The 17704-nt window shown below is 60.4% G+C and carries 15 protein-coding genes; 11 read left to right on the top strand and 4 right to left on the bottom strand.

Going from position 1 to position 17704, the window contains the following annotated elements; genetic code table 11:
- Positions 1–57 precede the first annotated feature (57 nt).
- Entirely contained in the window at positions 58–873 is an 816-nt protein-coding gene (locus RFN30_RS18190; protein WP_320263468.1) for a hypothetical protein, read from the top strand.
- A gap of 123 nt (positions 874–996) precedes the next feature.
- Here RFN30_RS18190 and RFN30_RS18185 read toward each other — a convergent pair whose 3' ends face one another.
- Positions 997–2979, bottom strand: coding sequence for an acyltransferase family protein (locus tag RFN30_RS18185; protein WP_320263467.1), 1983 nt, complete (start codon positions 2977–2979; stop codon positions 997–999).
- A gap of 417 nt (positions 2980–3396) precedes the next feature.
- Between RFN30_RS18185 and RFN30_RS18180 the strand changes: the two genes are divergently transcribed.
- From RFN30_RS18180 to RFN30_RS18170, 3 genes are all read left to right on the top strand, one after another.
- Positions 3397–4410: an NAD-dependent epimerase/dehydratase family protein gene (locus RFN30_RS18180; protein WP_320263466.1), complete on the top strand. Its 1014-nt coding sequence runs from the start codon at positions 3397–3399 to the stop codon at positions 4408–4410.
- The gene (locus tag RFN30_RS18175) at positions 4407–5195 is read left to right on the top strand and encodes an undecaprenyl/decaprenyl-phosphate alpha-N-acetylglucosaminyl 1-phosphate transferase (protein ID WP_320263465.1); all 789 of its coding nucleotides are present in this window, start codon (positions 4407–4409) and stop codon (positions 5193–5195) included. The genes RFN30_RS18180 and RFN30_RS18175 overlap by 4 nt, the downstream gene beginning before the upstream one ends.
- Positions 5196–5961: 766 nt before the next feature.
- Positions 5962–6714 (top strand): helix-turn-helix transcriptional regulator, encoded by a 753-nt coding sequence (locus RFN30_RS18170; RefSeq protein ID WP_320263464.1) that lies wholly within the window; start codon positions 5962–5964, stop codon positions 6712–6714.
- Between the two features lie 149 nt (positions 6715–6863).
- Here RFN30_RS18170 and RFN30_RS18165 read toward each other — a convergent pair whose 3' ends face one another.
- Entirely contained in the window at positions 6864–7832 is a 969-nt protein-coding gene (locus RFN30_RS18165) for a DNA-directed RNA polymerase subunit omega (protein WP_320263463.1), read from the bottom strand.
- 586 nt (positions 7833–8418) lie between these two features.
- On the opposite strand from RFN30_RS18165, the gene RFN30_RS18160 reads away from it, so the two are divergent.
- Positions 8419–9099, top strand: a complete 681-nt coding sequence (locus RFN30_RS18160) for a sugar transferase (protein ID WP_320263462.1) — start codon at positions 8419–8421, stop codon at positions 9097–9099.
- A gap of 82 nt (positions 9100–9181) precedes the next feature.
- Here the strand turns inward: RFN30_RS18160 and RFN30_RS18155 are convergent, their stop codons facing one another.
- Entirely contained in the window at positions 9182–9430 is a 249-nt protein-coding gene (locus RFN30_RS18155) for a hypothetical protein (RefSeq protein WP_320263461.1), read from the bottom strand.
- A 326-nt stretch (positions 9431–9756) separates the two neighbouring features.
- Here RFN30_RS18155 and RFN30_RS18150 point away from each other — a divergent pair, with 326 nt between their 5' ends.
- The 6 genes from RFN30_RS18150 to RFN30_RS18125 all read left to right on the top strand — a co-directional run bounded on the left by RFN30_RS18150 (position 9757) and on the right by RFN30_RS18125 (position 15527).
- A complete protein-coding gene (locus RFN30_RS18150) occupies positions 9757–11037 on the top strand; it encodes an O-antigen ligase family protein (RefSeq protein ID WP_320263460.1) in 1281 nt (426 codons plus the stop codon).
- 71 nt (positions 11038–11108) lie between these two features.
- Positions 11109–11948 (top strand): hypothetical protein, encoded by an 840-nt coding sequence (locus RFN30_RS18145; RefSeq protein WP_320263459.1) that lies wholly within the window; start codon positions 11109–11111, stop codon positions 11946–11948.
- A 44-nt stretch (positions 11949–11992) separates the two neighbouring features.
- Complete coding sequence (locus RFN30_RS18140; protein ID WP_320263458.1) at positions 11993–12955, top strand: hypothetical protein; 963 nt, start codon at positions 11993–11995, stop codon at positions 12953–12955.
- Between the two features lie 103 nt (positions 12956–13058).
- Entirely contained in the window at positions 13059–14210 is a 1152-nt protein-coding gene (locus tag RFN30_RS18135) for a PqqD family peptide modification chaperone (protein ID WP_320263457.1), read from the top strand.
- Positions 14201–15202: a nucleotidyltransferase family protein gene (locus RFN30_RS18130; protein ID WP_320263456.1), complete on the top strand. Its 1002-nt coding sequence runs from the start codon at positions 14201–14203 to the stop codon at positions 15200–15202. Before RFN30_RS18135 ends, RFN30_RS18130 begins: the two co-directional genes overlap by 10 nt.
- An 85-nt stretch (positions 15203–15287) precedes the next feature.
- Complete coding sequence (locus RFN30_RS18125) at positions 15288–15527, top strand: hypothetical protein (protein WP_320263735.1); 240 nt, start codon at positions 15288–15290, stop codon at positions 15525–15527.
- A gap of 171 nt (positions 15528–15698) precedes the next feature.
- On the opposite strand, the gene RFN30_RS18120 is transcribed toward RFN30_RS18125, so the two are convergent.
- The coding region (locus RFN30_RS18120) for a metallophosphoesterase (RefSeq protein ID WP_320263455.1) at positions 15699–17704 on the bottom strand (2006 nt) is incomplete at its 5' end.

The following is a 17704-nucleotide window of genomic DNA, read 5'->3' as shown; positions in this document are numbered from 1 at the left end:
GTCATCCGCGCCGCCTTCCTTTTTGACTTGACGGTCTCGCTAAAGTAACGAGAGGGTGTGAAAAATATCTCCTACATTCACACAGCCTTGCTTGGTCTCGCCGTCGCATGTGCGGTCATTTCCGCTCAACATTTTTGGACGGTGTATCCGGGCAGACTAGGAGCCGGCACTGCGGGCCTGACCGCCGTCACCATAAAGCCAATATCCGAAATTGCGGACACCGTTCTCGATATAACCGAAGGGGAGAGCCAGCTAGGATACGTCAAACGAGTTACGGATGTGGTGCACCTTTCGACCTTCAATTGTCAGCCGACGGAATTTTCATTGAGTTGGCTGGAAAGGATTTTCCTTTGGCTGTCGGGGAGTCCCAGCTTATTTGTCGAAGGAATATTGGTAAAAGACCGTTTTACTTGTGGGTTCTGTCATCAAAGGGTATTCTTGGTACGTCAAGCTTTGCAAAGGAATGGAATTACTTCAGACTTATTTGGATTGAATGGCCATGTTGTTGCTCGTGTCAATATCGATCGAAAGCAATATTACACAGACCCAGACTATGGAGTTGGACCATTCCCGGCAGCGGCTGATACCTTGGAAGAGGCTGTACGATCAAATTATTCGTTGGCAGCTTCCGGCGACCTGGAATTGCTCGTGGGATTTTACAACAGCGCGGAGGACAATAAACCATACGGCGATTATATTGACCGCGTTTTTGAAAAACAGGCTGCTCTTTTCAAGAAATCTCGATTGGTGGCCAACCTTCTTGCGATGACGTCCGTATCATACTTATTGGCATACTTTTTTCTTATTCGCCGCAAGACTGGTTACCCACATTATGGTTCGTACCGGATCGCAACTTCTACCGATGGGCCTTGATGTCGTTCTGGCGTTTCTGGAGCCGTCCGACCCAATCTTCCCAACGCACCGACCGCCGGAAGGTAACCGGGCGGGTGGCCGACAGATCGCCGGCTTCAACAGAAACCCCACGAATCAACTGACTTAATCGCTGGCGGCAGCCGATATTCGGCTTTGAGTACTGCCAATAGCTGGGTAAAGGCCCATCATCCGGGCCAGGGCGTCGTTGGTGGCAGGCGTCAGATTCCTGCGTAGGTGCGATCCATCGCGGTAGATCATCTCGTCATTGACATAGGCGACGCAGCGTCCGTCCGGGCACATACCCTTCAGCGGATCGACGAAGAAGACCCTGGCTTGTTCCGCCAGCGATTTGAGGGCCGTCACCATCGGCGCCCATGCAGTCAGGATTACCTTGCTGTCGATCTCGGTGGAACAACGTCTCAGAATGCTGCTCTCCCGCATTGCGGCGCAGAATGTTAGATCGACACCCGACCCCGGAACTTGGCCGATAATGCCAATACGCCGATCACGCGTGTCGATTTCCTTAATAAGGCTTTGCAATCCGTCACGCACCAGCTGGACTTTGTCTGCTTGCCGTCCATCATCAGCAACGAGATCTGTGTTAGCAAGGGTTGTCCAAGCAGAAGCAAGAACAACGATGTCGATATCGGATCGCCGCGCAAGCAGTGCAACGGCGGACTTGCGTGAAGAAGCGCAGTCCTCTTGGTAAGTCGGCTCTTTAGGATTGTTGCGATGGACACCCTCTCCCAAAGCCGCCGGGCAAGCTCGATAGAGGATGAAGCCTGTATCCTCACGCTGTCCCACAACATCAAGCAACGGCGCCATATGCTCTGCATGACTGTCGCCCCAAACAATACCGCGATGCCTGGCCTTGTCCCAGCGTGCCCCGAAGGCGCAGAACGTGCTGCCCAGTTCGTCGATCTTGATCAACTGCGGACATTGCCAGTCCCACATCACGTCGAGGCTGCGCATCGCCTCAGCTTCTTTCGGAATTCTGCTGGTAATGCCACCGGCTTCGAAGATTGAATCGCCGCTCAGACCAACCGCCAGCGCGGCGGTTGCGCCAGCCATGAGTGTTCTAAGCGGGGGTGCTCGCAGACGGTGAAGGGGTTCTTCGACGAATCGCCAAGATAGATAGGCCATCATCCATGCTGCTGCGACGAGGACCGACCCTTCGACCGCTGTCGGCATTACGCCGCCGGCGTAGTGACGGAAGAAGACCAGGATCGGCCAATGCCAGAGATACAGGCTGTAGGAAATCTTCCCGGTGAATCGCAGCGGCCGGCTGGAAAGAGCCGCACCCACCATCGAGTGCGAGCGCGGCCAGATGAGCAACACCGCGCCGATCACCGGGGCGAGCGCGCTCAGTCCCGGGAAGGGCTGGCTTGCCGATAGCCATATGATGCTGCCGGCTATCAGGCAAAGGCCGAGCAGGCCGAACGCTTCGGAAGTGATTCGGCGACCGACTAGCGGAACAAATACCAGCAGGCCGCCTAGCGCCAGTTCCCAGGCCCGGCTGAAGGGACCATAGAACGCTTGCTTTGGATCGACCGCCACCAAGTGCAGGGCGATTGAAAAGCTGGCCACCGCGACGAGACAGATCGCCGCTATGGTCGGTGACTGGCGGCCTCGCGTCAGGCGGCTGGCAGCCATCAACAGAGCCGGCCACACGAGATAGAACTGCTCCTCTACGCCGAGCGACCAAAGATGCAGGAGCGGCAGGAGCGTCGCCTCACGATCGAAATAGCCCGTGTTCCAGAGGAAGTAATAGTTCCCGAGGCCTGCAGCGGAAAAAGCGGCGCTCCGTCCCAGGCTGGAATAGTCGCCCGGCAGCAGCAGGAACCAGCCGGCGGCGAGCGACAATGTGATCACCATCAGCATTGCCGGCAGGATTCGGCGCATGCGCCGGCCATAGAATTCGATAAGCGATAGTTCGCGGCCCTCGGCGACCAGAAGTCGCGTGATCAAGTAACCAGAGATGACGAAGAAGATATCAACGCCGACGAATCCTCCCCGGAAACCGGGTACGCCGAAATGGAAAAGAATGACGGCGATCACCGCAATCGCGCGCAAGCCGTCGACGTCGGGCCGATAGTCGAACTTCACAACTCTCCCCGGAGGTATCCGCTGCGTCTCGTAGCCCGATTACACCCCAAGAGTCGATCGTGGACTTCGATATGAGCTCGACAATTTGTGGACACGACAACTCGGCCAATCCATTCGAGAATTAGCATGTTCCTACGGTTAAAAACTGCGAGAAACATGGGGATACCCCCACAATTCATTTCGCGCTCGAACGGCGAAAACCTACACAGTGGCAGGTATGTGGCAGAATCAGTTCGCCGCCGCCGCGGCGTGTGGCTCTTGGCACCTATCGGGTGTGGTGTTTATTCGTTGGTATATCGAGGGCGACGAAAACTCGCTCGCTTGATAGAAAAACGAGTTGTTCCCCGTGTTCTTGACTGTATAGAAAGGCTGTCCCGTGTGTTGCGAGGCCACGGGTCATTCTGGAGGGCGGCAACTTTGGACAACCATAGCGCGGACATGGTCGAATTCGGCCCGCGGACGCATGTTTTGGTTACCGGCGGCGCAGGCTTTGTCGGGTCGGCGCTGGTCGATTTGCTGCTTGCCCGCAATTGCAGCGTAACCGTTATCGACGATCTCTCGAACGGCTCGCTGCGCAATCTCCCGGCCAATCATCCCCGTCTGACGATCCGTACCTTCAGGGTTGGTGATCCGGCCTTCAATGCGGCCGTCCACGACGAGGTCGGCCAGGCCGACGCCGTGTTCCATCTGGCGAGCCCGATCGGCGTTCAGCGCGCCCACAAGGAACGTTTTGCGGTCACCAGCGGCATTCTTGAGTCGGGCAGCGCGATCGTCGAAGCATGTCGGCTGCACCGGCGCCCGCTGCTTTACACCTCAAGCTCGGAAGTCTACGGCTCCGGCCGCGACCGCCCGATCAGCGAGGCCGATCCCGTGATGACGGATCTGCGGCCGCGATGGGGCTACGCCGCGGCCAAGGCGGCGGTCGAGCATCTGGTCGCTGGACTGTTCTTCGATTTCGGCATCCCGACCTGGATCGTGCGGCCATTCAACATGGCCGGGCCGCGGCAGCGCCCGGCGACCGGCCTGGTGTTGCCGGTCTTCGTCAACGCAGCCTTGCGGGGCGAGCCGCTCGTTGTGCACGACGACGGCGAGCAGAGGCGGGCATTCCTGCATGTCGCCGACGCCGCGGAAGGGTTGCTGCTCGTCATGCAATGCCGATCCTTGCGGGGGCGGCCGGTCAATCTGGGCGGCAGCGAGGCGATGCAGATCGGCAACCTTGCAAAGATGGTGGTCGAAGCGGCCAGGACGGACGCGCCGATCGTCATGAAACCTTCCAACGCGGTCTATGGCGAGAGGTTCGCCGTAACCTACGATCGCGTGCCGGACACAAGTCTTTTGACCGGAATGACAGGCTGGCGCCCGGTGCGAAGCACGAGGCAGACGATTGCCGACTGCATCGAGCATATGCGTACCGAACGAGTGATGGCTTGACACTTGAACCATTGGTCCCGTTCATCGGGGCCCTGCTCATTGCAGTTCCCTGCGTCTGGCTGTTTGCGCGTCTGGCGGGGCGCATCGGGGCAGTCTCCAAGGTCAAGAGCGACCGCTGGCACACATCGGGCGAGATTCCGCGGCTGGCGGGCCCGGCCTTTCTGATTGCCATGGCCCCGTGGCTTCCGATCAGTCATATCGTCTTATTGTCTGTTTTCTGCCTGGTCGGGGCTCTCGACGACATCCGATCCCTTTCGCCCGCGCACAAGGCTGCGGCGTTGGCCGCTGCCGCAATCCTTGCCGGCATCGTAACAGGCGTATGGTGGGTGCCGATCGTGATTTGGATAGCCTGCAACGCGGTCAACATGCTCGATCACGCCGACGGCCTGGCCGCGAGCACGATCGCGGCCGCCTTTCTCGGTCTCGGCGGCAATAGCGGACTGGCCGCCGCGGGGGCGTGCGCCGGGTTTCTTTGTTTCAACTATCCGCCCGCACGTGTCTTCATGGGCGACAGCGGCAGTCTTCTGCTCGGCGCGGCAATCGTGCTTCAGGCTTCCGAACGAGGTTTCGGCCCCTCGCTGGCGTGGCTTGCTATCCCGCTGATCGACGCGATATTCGTCATCATCCGCCGCTTGCGGCTGGGACGGCGACCCTGGATCGGCGGCACGGACCACCTCGGCCACACCCTGCTGCGGGTCGGCATAAGCGCCAAGACCCTGCCGGTTCTCTACGGAACAATGGCGCTTGCGATAGGCCTGGCATTTACTGCGTGGCAGAGTTCATAGCTCAAAATGGCAGGAAGGGCCCCGGGTCGCTTCCCGCGTGGCGAGACTATCGACGACCATGCCGTGCACCGCCATAAGCGCCGGCACATACGACTTGGCAATGCGTCGCGCTGGAGCGTTTCACCGTTTCATGGAAACGGCGAACCGCTCTATCTCTTTGTTTTTACGCAATTCCGGACGGAGGGCTACGGCGAAGTCACCGAGCCTAACCGTTACACACTTTTCCTGGAATTGCTCGACGACGGGGGGCGTCTGGAGCGGGGTTCTTGTTCGAGTTGCCGGCCAAAAAAGAACCCCGGCTGCAGCGGTTGGGTGGGGGACGCTGGCAGTCGAGGTCAATGTTTTTCCTAGAATTGTGGTGCCATTTCCGCCAAACCGCAAATCCCCACTCTGCGGTCGAGACGGCTAGCGCGCAGCTTTTAGGTGCTGAATTGCGCCTGAGCAATTTTAGGTTGTCATCCTTTCGGACATATTAGCCACCTAAGATATAATTACCAAATTGTTAACCGGGATTAATGCACCTTTTCCACAGCATCGTAGTATGTATTCGAGGTTGGATTACCTCAATGGAGCGGGGGTGCCATACGTCCGTGGGTTGGGCCGGCGTATGCACTACTCCTTGAATCTATTCCTCACTTAGCAGCCAGTTGCCCGACACACGGTAAACGAGCGTATCAGTTCATGCCTCTGACGATGCCCTGCATGGGTGCCAAGATATAAAGGGGGAGAGAGCAAAAGTCGGCGGCGGAGAGGAGTAAATAAGGCGATGGGACACCCTCAAATTTCCATTTGGAAGGAAGCGACAGGGTTACAGAACGGGCATCTGACGGACGTGAATGGGCTTGGCACGCCCGAGCTAGAAGAAGAACATCCGACCGACGGCCTGGTGGTAATTGTCGACAAGCGAGCGCTCGAGCGCGAATGTCTTGCTCGAGGCCTTATCGAACACAATCCCGCTTTGCGCGTGAGCGCCGTGGGATCTCTTGACGAGATCCAGCACGTGGACGGCGGGGCGGAGGCTTCCGCGATCCTCGTTATTCTCGGAGCCAGAAAGGTTACCGACCAAAGCGTTCGGGCGGAACTTGTGCACCTCATCTCCGAGGTTGGCGCCGTACCTGTAATCGTCGTGGTGGATTCCGACGAGCCAGGGGAGATTCTTGCGGCTCTCGAATGCGGCGCCCGCGGCTACATTCCCACAAGCGTGAAGGTGAAGGTCGCCGCCGAGGCCATCGGTCTCGCCCGCGCGGGAGGAATCTTCGTGCCCGCCAGCTGCGTGCTGGCGCTTCGCGAGATCATCCATTCGACCGCAAACGGGGCTCGGCCGCTTGCCGGCATGTTCACCTTACGCGAGGCCGCGGTCGTGGAGGCGCTCAGGAAAGGCAAGGCCAACAAGATCATTGCCTATGAGCTCAACCTCTGCGAGAGCACCGTCAAAGTCCATATCCGCAACATCATGAAAAAGTTGAAAGCTACGAACCGCACGGAAGTAGCCTACAAGCTTAGACAGATGATGCTTTGAAGGCTGCCCAGCACAGCACCCGGCGACAAAACGACCGGGCGCGACAATGCCTCGACGGAACTGCGGACCTGTTTCAGGTCCGCCGTTCCCACGCGGTTCAGAAGTCGGCGGTCCCTCCGGGTCCGTGAAACGGATATGCTCGGCTGGTGTCAGGCATGTTCCCGGTCGAGCATCTCGAATCCTGTCTTCACGAGAAATCCAACGCTGTCTCCGCCCAACGCCGCACCACGATATGCGGCTTCGGCGGCCTTCAGGCCTCCCGTCAGTCTGCGGATCACCGGAGCCGCTCCGAGTATGTCGAGCGGCAGGCCCAGTTCGCCGCGGTTGGGACGCTTCGGCGGCCAAACCCTGAGGCCGAAATAGCTGGCGGCCGAGCGGTCGATCCCGCCGCTGAACTGCACCAGCAGCGTATGGCGCGATCTCCTGGCGATACGGCCCAGGCTATTGATGTCCATTGGCGGTTTGGTGGAGGGCCGCATCGCCACGATGATCACCTCCCATGCCTCGTCCGTCAGGAGCACCGGATGCGAAAAGACACTCACTCTTGCCCCACGCTCGGCGATCATATGCTCGAGGAATGGCGCGCAGGGCGTGTCGCAGACGATGGCGAACCTCGAGGCGCGCTGATCAACGCCGGCATCGTCCAGCAAGACCCGGCATAAGCGCGCGAATTCCGGCAGCAGGCCTATGGCCGGGTGGCTGAGATTTGGAGCCGCAACCTTGATGCCGGCCTCGTCACAGGCGTCAAAGTCCAAAACGCCTGGCCGGAGCTCCCAAGGTTCAGCCATGAGTGAAACAACCGCATGAGAGGGCAGGAGTTCGATGAGCGATCTCGAAATCGGCCCGACCTGGGGACAATTCGTGATGATGTCGACGTCCTGCCATTTGCGACTTTCGATGCGGTTTGTCACTTCCACGCGTTCGGCAACCTTGGCGTATCCGGCAAATGCCAACGTCGCATCTGCGGCTGCCGCCAGGCTCGGATGTCTGGAGGATACGCGAGTGAGCGCAACGACGCGGTCGGCATCGGCGAGCGCTGCTGCGGTCGCAGCCACCGCGTGGTAGCCTGTCGCCGCGCCGACCACCACGGTGAGGCCGGAGAGATCGAGGTCGAGCAAAGCTATCTGCTTGCGCACGACGGCAAGTGTTTCCGCACGGTCGATCTCGGGAGCATGACGCGCGGCCGGTCTTGCGGGGAAATCACGGGACCAAGGCTTCAGAACGGGCGCCACGTTGCGTGCTCTCCACTGTCAGGCAGGCTGGCATTCCTTTGCGCCGAAGACCTGTCCCGTCGGATCTCGTCCGGACGCGACGCGCATGCTTTTAACGCATTGCATTGCCACACGGCTTTGCCGGGTTGCGAATTCGGCAAAGGTGGGCCCCGACATTCTCTCAGCATCCTCGCCACGAGAGTTCGGGCCCGAATTTAGTCCGCGCTCTTGACCCGCCCGTAGCCGAACCAGTTCCAATTCATCGATCACGCAATACAGTCGAACTTGCCCGAACCGCTACTGCAGAAAACGGGTGCCCGGTGATACGTCGTTTGATCAGAAGGCTTATCGACACCGCGCCGGCACTGCGCGGATCAGGCTAAGGGGGTACCCGGCGCCGGATACGGCGCTACCTCCTTTGCGGTTCTTGCCCGGAATGACCCGCCGCTGTGAAGTGAAATGTTGAAACCAGCCGTATTTCGTGGCGACGCTCATGACAATCAGCGCATTCGACATGAACTCCCGCAGGCCCGGCATCCGCGTCGGCCAGAACCACCGTCCGCTTGGGGGGCGGCGCAAGAGGATCATGGACGTGACCGTGGCATCGGTCGCACTTGTCCTTGCCGCGCCGATCATGCTTGTGGTTGCCCTCTTGATATTGGTGACCGACGGTGGACCGGCGATATTCTCCCACACCCGGGTCGGCTTCAACGGCAGGCGTTTCGCCTGCTACAAGTTCAGGACCATGGTCGCCAACTCCCAGCAGGTTCTGGCCGACTATCTTGCGAGCAATCCCGAAGCCGCCAAGGAGTGGGAGCGGAATTTGAAGTTCAAGAACGATCCGCGCATCACATTCCTGGGGCACATCCTCAGGAAGTCGAGCCTGGATGAGTTGCCTCAGCTCATCAACGTGCTGCGCGGCGACATGAGCTGCGTCGGGCCTCGACCGGTCGTCCCCGACGAACTGCAACGTTACGGCGCCTGTGCGATCGATTACCTTCGAACCCGGCCCGGGCTGACCGGCGCGTGGCAGGTGACGGGCAGGGACGCAATAGATTACCCCAGCCGTGTCTCTATCGACAGCCGCTATGTGCGAAACTGGTCCATATGGGCCGATGTCGTCATTCTCATCCGGACGGTCTTCGCCGTGATGAGATTCGATCATGCGTCCTGACTGCCGGGCAAGGCAGCGACCTTGGCTGCATGGCCGCGTCGAACAGGCCCGGCGCCGGAGAGGCGATGGCAGCCGCGGTTCGTCATTGCTCATGGGTCATGGTGCGGCGCCACACGACGCCAAGGAAGACGCCGAGCAGGTAGGCGCATTGCAGCGTGACAACGAAAAGCAGGATCGAAAGCAGACGGTCCCAATCGAACAAGCTGCCGATGCCGCCTGCAACAGCGCCGACCACGACAATCACGGCGGTCATGACGATGAGCGCCGGTGCCCGAACGCGAAATCCGAGCAAAATGCCGATCGCGCCAACGGCGACAAGACCCCAAAGCACGGCGATCTCCTGTGGTGTGGAAGACTCGGTGTGCCGAGCCCAAGTCTCCCATATCTGCGAATCCGTACCAACAGCCAATCCCGGCTGCGCTGCCTGACCGGCTCTCGACCAGGCACAGGGGAATCGCTGCACCTCAGCCGCTTGCACAAAAGGCGTAGGACACCTTGTCCCAATGACGCTTTTTCGCTCATTTCCTTGTCCTCCCGCTGCGCCTACGCTGCTGATGAAATAGGTACGCGGAGTATTCACCCGCGGTGCGGCAGCGCGCCTTGAATCCCGCATTGGCGTGCAGTTGCTGCATAGCGCTTTCGGCGTGATGTCCACCCATGCTGCAGACATCCATTCTTTTGCTTATCGTTTCGATATGGTTCCCCGGCGCCACCCGGATAGCCGGTACCGACGGCTCGCTTTCCTTTTTGCTTGCTTTGTTTTGCGCCGTGCTGAGCATCGTTCCGTACGCCGAAACGACAAGACGCCTTCATCGGACCGATGCGGCCCTGGCGTCGGCAGTGCTGACGATGTCTGCGTTCATCATGATCCTGTCCCTGCTGTCGGCGCTTTACGCGGACAATCCGATCAGGACGATGCGCGCGGTCTTCGCGCAGGTGTTCGGTTTCGCCATTATTCCAACGATTGCAGTGATCGCCGCGAGGCCCAGGGGGTTCGAGGCAATCGACAGGATCGGGATGGCCATGGTCATCATGGTTGCAGTTACATCCTGCCTTGTCACTGTCGGGCTGGGCGATGCTCGATTCGCCGATCGGGCGGAAGGCTATTTCAAGCACGCAAACCAGCTCGGAATTGCCTTGTCGGCCGGTCTGCCGCTTGTCGCTGCGAAGCTCGTCGCTTCTCGAAGGCACCGAATCCTCCTTTCGGGTTGCCTCCTCGCGGGATTGCTGGGTTTGGTCAAATCGGGATCCAAGACGAATTTCGTCCTTGGCGTCGTCGGTCTCGGCACATTCTTCGGGCTATACAGCCTCTATCTGGTGATAAGGAAGCAGCGTCCAGTAACAGTGATCGCGGGGATGGTTGCCGCCCCGATATTATTCCAGGCGAGCTTGGCGACGTTGCAGTTCCTAAATCCGCGAGCTTACAAGCTGCTCTCACTTCAGCTTTCCGGCGGTGAGGCACATTCGATCGTGTCTCGGCAACGACTGTGGTCCATATCGATCGATCTCGGCCTGGCGCATCCGTTCATGGGCGTGGGGGCAGGGCAGTGGGTGCAAGACATCGCTCCGCATAGCCATAACCTGTTCATCGACTATTTTAGAACGCTGGGAGTGCCCGGCTTGGTCTTGGTGTTGGTCATCGTGGTGCTGGTGGTCGGGTATCTGATCAGCGCCGTTCTTCACACATTGGTCGACAGGGGCAGAGGCGAACAAGCGACGGAAGTGAATGTCATGGTGCTCGGAACATCGGTTGCCGTATGGAACTACTTAGTCGCCAACCAGATGAGCGATTCCTTCGGTCCATCAACCGCGGCCTTCTTCTGGCTACCGCTGGCTTTGCTCATATTCTACCGCGGCATGCAGCGATCGTTGCAGGTGGCCTCAAGCAAAAATCCACCGCTATACGTCAGGGTCGGATCTCAGCTATTGCAACATTAAAAATCAGGAAGGAAGAAATTCGTCCTGGTTTCTCCGGTTTACCAAAAACCCACTTTCCTGCCTGAAATCCAATGACTTCGCACACGGTTGGTGATCTGGCGGCAAGCCTGCCGCCAAGCGTCGAAGCGCGCGCGCTGAGAACAGACATTCGATTTGTCGAGTTCTTTGGTCTGCCCGGGGTCGGAAAGACAACCACCTCCAGGCTACTGGCGAACAGCTTGCGACGGTGTGGCCCGCTGGTGGGCGACGTGCGAATGGCGTCGGAAGGAAGAACATTCATCGCGAGGCAGATATATAGGATCGGCGTCGTCGCCCCTCGATTCCTGGATCGTGAGTTTCGCTCGTTGCTTGCTCGAATTGTCCGCTTCGTTATCGAAAGCAGGCAAGTTTCGCGCTTCGATGCTTTCAGGCTTGTCTGGAACCTTATTGGCGTGGTCGCATTTGTCCAGCATGAGAGGTCAAGAAGAAATTCGATAATTATACTGGATCAGGGGCTGCTGCAGGGATTCTGGTCCGTATTGCTGAAGAGCAGATGTCGAAAAACGTCCGAGAATTGGCTGGATATGCTTTCTGCCATTGGGATACATGACATGATCTTTGTCTACCTGCGCAGCGAGACCGGCATCGCCAGAGACCGGCTCCTGACCAGGGGCGACCAGTCCTCGCGGCTGCAACGCACATCTCCGGACAGCGATCCTGACCTCTGGTCGGCGGCGGATCGTGCCTGTCGCGAGATGGCGGCCACGCTTGAGCAGGGAATGGGAACGGAAGATCATATCGGCGTGCTGGCAGCGGTCGATGTCGAAAGATTTGCCTCGCCCGAGGACGTGGCCGAAAGAGCTCTCGAGGCGGTGCTTTTGGCCTGTCTCGACCGGCATCGGCTATGTGATTCTCCCGGTCAAACAGCATGAGAATAGACCGCCGTTCATTCATGGGCCTTGCTGGCTTGTCTCCCATGTTCGCCCTGCTGCCGGGCTCGTGCCTGGCGGAGGGCGGGCAGACGCCGAGGGGCAAGCAGCTCGTTCTGACAGGCGAGCATGGCTACGAGCAGCAAACGATCCGGAATCTCGAAGCCGGAGCAACAATCGACGCTCGGAATGCTTCCTTTATAGTTGCCAACAGCAGAAACACCGAACCCAGCGCGATGATGGGCTGCGACGAAGGGACCTTGCCGGTCAATCGCTATCCAGTCGTCATCCGCAATTGCCCCGGCGTTCGCTTCATCGGAGGTCGCATCGACGGCCAGGTGCCGCTGACCTCCGATTGGCGGGATACCTACTGCAACAGCGCGGCTCTGCTGGTCAGGGACGGAACCGACAATGCGACAATAGAAGGGGTCCGTGTACGGCGCTGCTGGGACGCCGTCCGTTTCGCCGAGCAGGCCGACGGCTTTCGCCTAAAAGGGTGCTGGTTCAGCGAAGTCAGGGATGACGCGGTGGAGAACGATTACCTCCTCAGCGGCACCGTCGAAGATTGCCTGTTCGACGGATGTTTCTCGGGGATCAGCGTGGATCCTGCGTCAAACGACCGGGACGGAACTGGGCAAACCGTGCTGATCGACCGAACCCTCATCCGTATGCACGCCTTTCTCTCGAAGGGCGAAGTCACGCATCAGGCGCCGATCAAGGCCGTCGATCAGTCACCGAGGCTGAGGATCACGGGATCGGTTTTTGCATTGGCTTCGGCAAACATGCGCGGGTTCCGCCGCCTGGAAAGGACCTGGCGGCTGGCCATCGAAAGCCGGGACAATTTGTTGCTGTGGCTGCCCGACGAGCCAATCCCGCCGGCATTGCCGATGCCGCCGTCCGGTTTCAGGGTGCTGACGGGGGCTGACGCGCGCGAGTACTGGAACAAGGCGCATCTCCAGTGGGTCGCGGCACATCAGAACGTGGCCCGATTCTCCGACGAGGCGCTGTGAGAAGTCGCACCCGTCGGCGGGTCTCGCCGATCATTCCGTCCTCGGAAATGCTTTGCAGCTTGGACCGTCGCCACGTTTCGGCGGACGGGGAGGGGCCATCCCGATGAATCACCACGAGGCGGTTAACAGAACGGTGGGGCCAGGCCCTGCCGCTCACAGCCGTGCGACGTTTGTGATCCAGGGGCGGCTGGCTCGCGTCAGGGAGCAAAATATCCTGTTCAGCCCGTCCCGGCAGGCCATTTTCGCCGTCAACGATACTGCCGCCGAGATTTGGCGCTCCCTGGAAGGAGGCATGCCGCTGGACGCCATCTCGGCCGAGATGGCGCGCGCTGGCGTTGATAGGCTCGAGGCAAACAAGCACGTCGAGGCCGCGCTGAGGGATTGGCAGCGGTTGAGCCTGATACGGCCGCACGCCCCGTTGTCTGCGCCGGCTCAAGGGGCTGTGAGCCAGATGGTCGCCATTGCGGGCCTTAAGATGCGCCTCGACTATCCGGCTGCCTGCGCCTTTCCCGCGATCGCCGTGTTTCGGCATCTCGAAGTGCGAAGCGAGAGGGCCGACGTTCTGCTTCAACTGGTCGAGCGCGAAGGGCGCGTTCATCTGTTCCGCGATGGCGACTGGATTCTCTCTTGCGCGCCCGACGAGCTGCCCGTCATGCTGAAAGGGCAATTGCTGATCGAGGTGCTCGATCGCGGCGCCTACGAACTTGCCCTGCACGCGGCCGCGCTTCTCCGACATGAACGCATCGTGCTTCTTTGCGGCAAGCCGGGCGCGGGCAAGACGACACTGACCCTGGCGCTGGTCCACGCAGGGTTCGGTTTTGCGTCTGACGATGTTACGCTGCTGGACTCCCGTGGGCACGGCGTTGGTCTGCCGTTCGCTCCCGCGGTCAAGGCGGGAGCATGGCCGCTTCTGGCCGAACACTACCCCGATCTCGATGCTGTGCCGGTCTGTCGCCGACCGGACGGCAGGCGTGTTCGCTTTGCGGTGCCGAGCGATGTCGCGCCGCCGTCTCCCATACCGATCGGCTGTGTGATCCAGCTTCGTCGAGGTCGCGACGCGAAAGCTTGCCTGGAGCCGGTCGACCCGGCCAGCGCGTTGCGCGTCCTGCTCAACGGGGCGTTCGCACCCGGCCGAGAGTTGAGCGGCGCCGCCTTCGACGCTCTGACCCAAGTAATCGGATCAGCGGACACCTATTGCCTGACCTATTCGAAGCTCGATGATGCGGTAGAGCTGATCACGAAGGCATGCCGATGAGGCGCAGGGGCAACGCGCTCGAGGCGTTGGTCGCCGGACTACGCGGCAGTCCGTCCGGCAGGGCGGATTGGCACGCTGTGATCGCCCTGGCCAATCGCACGCTGCTCACACCAGACCTGTTCTCATCACTCGCGCGCGCCGGCCAGATCCACCGGCTGCCGCAGGACGTGTACGAGTACCTTCGGTTCGTTCACGACTGCAATCGGGAGCGGAACCTGCGCTTGCGTGCCCAACTGCTCGAAGCGGTTGCGGCCCTTAATCGCCGCGGCATCGTTCCGCTCCTGCTCAAGGGCGCTGTTCCCTTGTTCCTTTCGCCGGCCGGCCGGGCTCCCAGCAGGATGACAAGCGACCTCGATCTGGCCGTGGAGCCGGCTGAAGAGGCGGCCGCCCAAGCCTGCCTTGAGGAGCTCGGCTACATCGAGGTGGCGGGTGGCCGGGGCATGGCTCGTCAGCAGGACGCCGGAATGCTGGAACTCCGGGCGCGCCGGGCGCGCGGCTTTGAACCCGCTATGCCTGTCCAGCGAGACGGTTTGCGGGTGAATATTCCTCCTGCCCAGTCCCGGGCCCTGCACTGGATCGTGCACGACCTTCTGAAGGAGGGGGATTACTGGCGCGGAAGGATCGATCTCAGGCATCTTCATGACCTGGCGCAATTGGCGGAGAGCGACGATGTGGATTGGAGGGCGCTGCAAGCATCCATGTCGGATCGAAGCGCACGCAATGCGCTCGACACCCAGCTGTTGGCCTTGCATCACTTCTTTGGAACCAGGATCCCGGCAAGATGCGCACGGCGCCCGATCGTCCGGTTCCAGCACTGGAGGCGCGTCTTCACGGCAACGCACCCGATCATCGGCGCTCCGCTGCGCCTGGCCGGCAATCTAATTTGGGGAACGCGGCGGTTTCTAAGTGCCGATTGCTCGGCGCGAGGAGGCTCGTCCGATCTTGCGCGTCGCGTCGCTCGCACGCTCTTGCTTCCAAGCGCGAAGATCTAAGCCTTTTGGTGAACTGGTACCCATGTATCAGGAAGCATAGAGTAAATTCCGTGAAATTTTGAAACGCTTGTGGGGAGGTTTTGCCATGCCAACCGAAGGCACAAAACGCTCGGAACGGACACAGGAAACTCTGGTCTCAGAGGCTCAGGCGCGCCGGGACTTTCTCAAGAAGGCGGGGCGTTTTGCGGCGGTGACCCCACCGGCCATAACGCTTCTGCTCGGCACGAGCTTGAACTCCAAGGCGATCGCCCAATCGGGAGGGCGCCCGGGCAATGGCTGGGGTGACAAGAACCATATTCACTACGGCCCTCCCGGCCAGACGTAAGCCTGACCATCGGGGTCGCTGAAAGCAGCGTTTTGAGGACATAGGGCTCTGTCACTTTTTCAGCCCGGATCGCCCGCGGTACGCACCACGAGCGGTCCGGGCATTTGTTTGTCGGCGGCGGCTAGCCTGGCGCCTGGATGGACCGCGCCCGCGTGTCCGCCGAAAGACGCGCTATGCGAGCAGCAGAGTGCTCAGGAAGTTGTCGTCGTGGAACTGATCCACATGAACGCCAGTCAGCGTGATCTGATCCCCGCCGCCTAGGGATGCCACGACACTGGAGCCCTGGTTCGTGGCCACCTGCTGGAACTGGCTGTTGTTGTAGATGCCAAAGGCTCTGAGATCGAGGACATCGCCGGTGCCGGCGCCGGGCAGGAAATTCATGACCGTGTCCTGACCGTCACCACGAGCGAATACGAACAGGTTGTGCTGGTTGCCGGCAACCAGCATGTCGTTTCCGCGCCCGCCGTTCAGCGTGTCGTTTCCGCCCAGGCCCCACAGATAGTCGGCGCCGGCGGTGCCGTTCAGGACGTAGCCACCATTGGCGATCGTCGGGGCGCGGCCCGCCGGCGTCGGGACAAAGTAGGAGTCGAAGAGAGTGCTGGTTGCGGTTGTCCCATTGAAGCTGCTCACCTTGTAGAACTCTATGAGCATGCCCTGGTCGGTGACCGTCACCAGGTTGGCGCCGACGTTGGGGACGCTTTTACCGGCGCCGCCGAGCCCGGTGGTCGTGTAGGGAAGAAAGACACCGTCGCCGTTGTCGTCCCTGTTCTCCCGGTAATAGTTGTGCTGGTGGCCGGCAAAGACCGCGTCCACGCCCCATTGCTCGAAGGGCCACCGCATGATGGCGCTGCCGCCGCTCGGATTGAATGGCGTGTGATGGAAGTAGGCGACGTTGAAGGTCGCGTCGGAATTCGCGAGAAGGTTTTGCACCCAATGGCCTTGCACCGAAGTAGAACTGCGGCCATCCGGCTCCTGCTTGTTGCTGTTGAGAGCGAAGAAGTGCACCGGACCGACCTGGAAGTCGTAATACCTCTCATTGTCGGGCAGCGTGAAATAGTTCAGGTAGTTGGTGACGTTGCCTTCGTTGTATTCGTGGTTGCCCAGCGTTGGAAAGAAGCGGTTGATGGAGCTGCCGCTTCCGTACGCGCCCTGATAATTGCCGATGTAGTCGTGGTATTGCTGGCCGACCGCAGCGTCCAGTACCTGCGGTGCGTAGACGTTGTCGCCTATTGTGAGAATGAAATCGACGTTCCAGGCATGGACCATCGCCGACACCGCCTTCTCGCCGGAGAGATCGGTGTCGCCGTAATCACCAAAGACCGCGTACCGGTATAATACTTGGGGTGTCGTCGTCGGCACGACGCTGACCGTATAGTCCTGCCCGGCCATGCTCCCGTCGGACGAGGTTGCAGTGACGTGGAGGTTGATAGATGGCTCCGAGGCCGCGTTGAGCATCCCTGTGGCCGAGCGCGTGATGACGCCGGTGCTGGAATTGATGGCAAAGCGCGTGTCATCGATCGTGTAGGTGACCGTCGAACCGGCATCGGGATCCGAGGCCGAAGCGGTGATGCCGATAGCCGTGCCCGCGGCCGCGTTCTGGGCGATTCGGTTGGTCGCCGTGTCGGCATCCGGCGGGGTGTTGAAGGCAACCGGTTCGGGACTGTCGAGGACGGCGAGGGTGAAGGTCTGGTTGGCCGTGCTGCCGTCCGACGAGGTTGCCGTAACGGTCAGATTGATCGACGGCTGGGTCTCGAAGTCGAGCGTGCCATTGGCTGAGCGCGTGATGACGCCCGTGCTGGCATCGACGGCGAAGCGCGCGTCACCGAGGCTGTAGGTGACCGTCGAGCCCGCATCGGGATCGGTGGCCGAAGCGGTGATCCCTGTAGGGTCGCCGGCCGCGGCGAGCTCGGCGATCTGGTTGGTGGCGGGATCGGCATCGGGCGGCGTGTTGAAAGCCACCGGAGCGCTGGGCGGCCCGGGCAAGGTATATTCGATGTGCAGGAGCGGCGCGCTGGCGGGGTTGTACTCATACGAGTCGGCTGTGCGAGTGCCAGTGCCGGTGATCACAAACGCCATGTCGTTGAGCGCAGCCCAGCCCGAACGATTGACGATCTCCTGGACGATCGTCGAGAGGTCGGGCGTGCGCTCGGCGAGACCCTGCTCGCCTATCGTGGTCC

The organism is Mesorhizobium dulcispinae (assembly GCF_033977345.1).
GTDB lineage: Bacteria > Pseudomonadota > Alphaproteobacteria > Rhizobiales > Rhizobiaceae > Mesorhizobium > Mesorhizobium dulcispinae.
This window is presented reverse-complemented; position numbering and strand designations above follow the sequence as displayed.

Coding starts and splice junctions, on each gene's coding strand:
- RFN30_RS18170 (WP_320263464.1), top strand. CDS start 5,962: ATGGGACACCCTCAAATTTCCATTTGGAAGGAAGCGACAGGGTTACAG.
- RFN30_RS18160 (WP_320263462.1), top strand. CDS start 8,419: ATGACAATCAGCGCATTCGACATGAACTCCCGCAGGCCCGGCATCCGC.
- RFN30_RS18150 (WP_320263460.1), top strand. CDS start 9,757: ATGCTGCAGACATCCATTCTTTTGCTTATCGTTTCGATATGGTTCCCC.
- RFN30_RS18145 (WP_320263459.1), top strand. CDS start 11,109: ATGACTTCGCACACGGTTGGTGATCTGGCGGCAAGCCTGCCGCCAAGC.
- RFN30_RS18140 (WP_320263458.1), top strand. CDS start 11,993: ATGTTCGCCCTGCTGCCGGGCTCGTGCCTGGCGGAGGGCGGGCAGACG.
- RFN30_RS18135 (WP_320263457.1), top strand. CDS start 13,059: ATGAATCACCACGAGGCGGTTAACAGAACGGTGGGGCCAGGCCCTGCC.
- RFN30_RS18130 (WP_320263456.1), top strand. CDS start 14,201: ATGCCGATGAGGCGCAGGGGCAACGCGCTCGAGGCGTTGGTCGCCGGA.
- RFN30_RS18125 (WP_320263735.1), top strand. CDS start 15,288: ATGCCAACCGAAGGCACAAAACGCTCGGAACGGACACAGGAAACTCTG.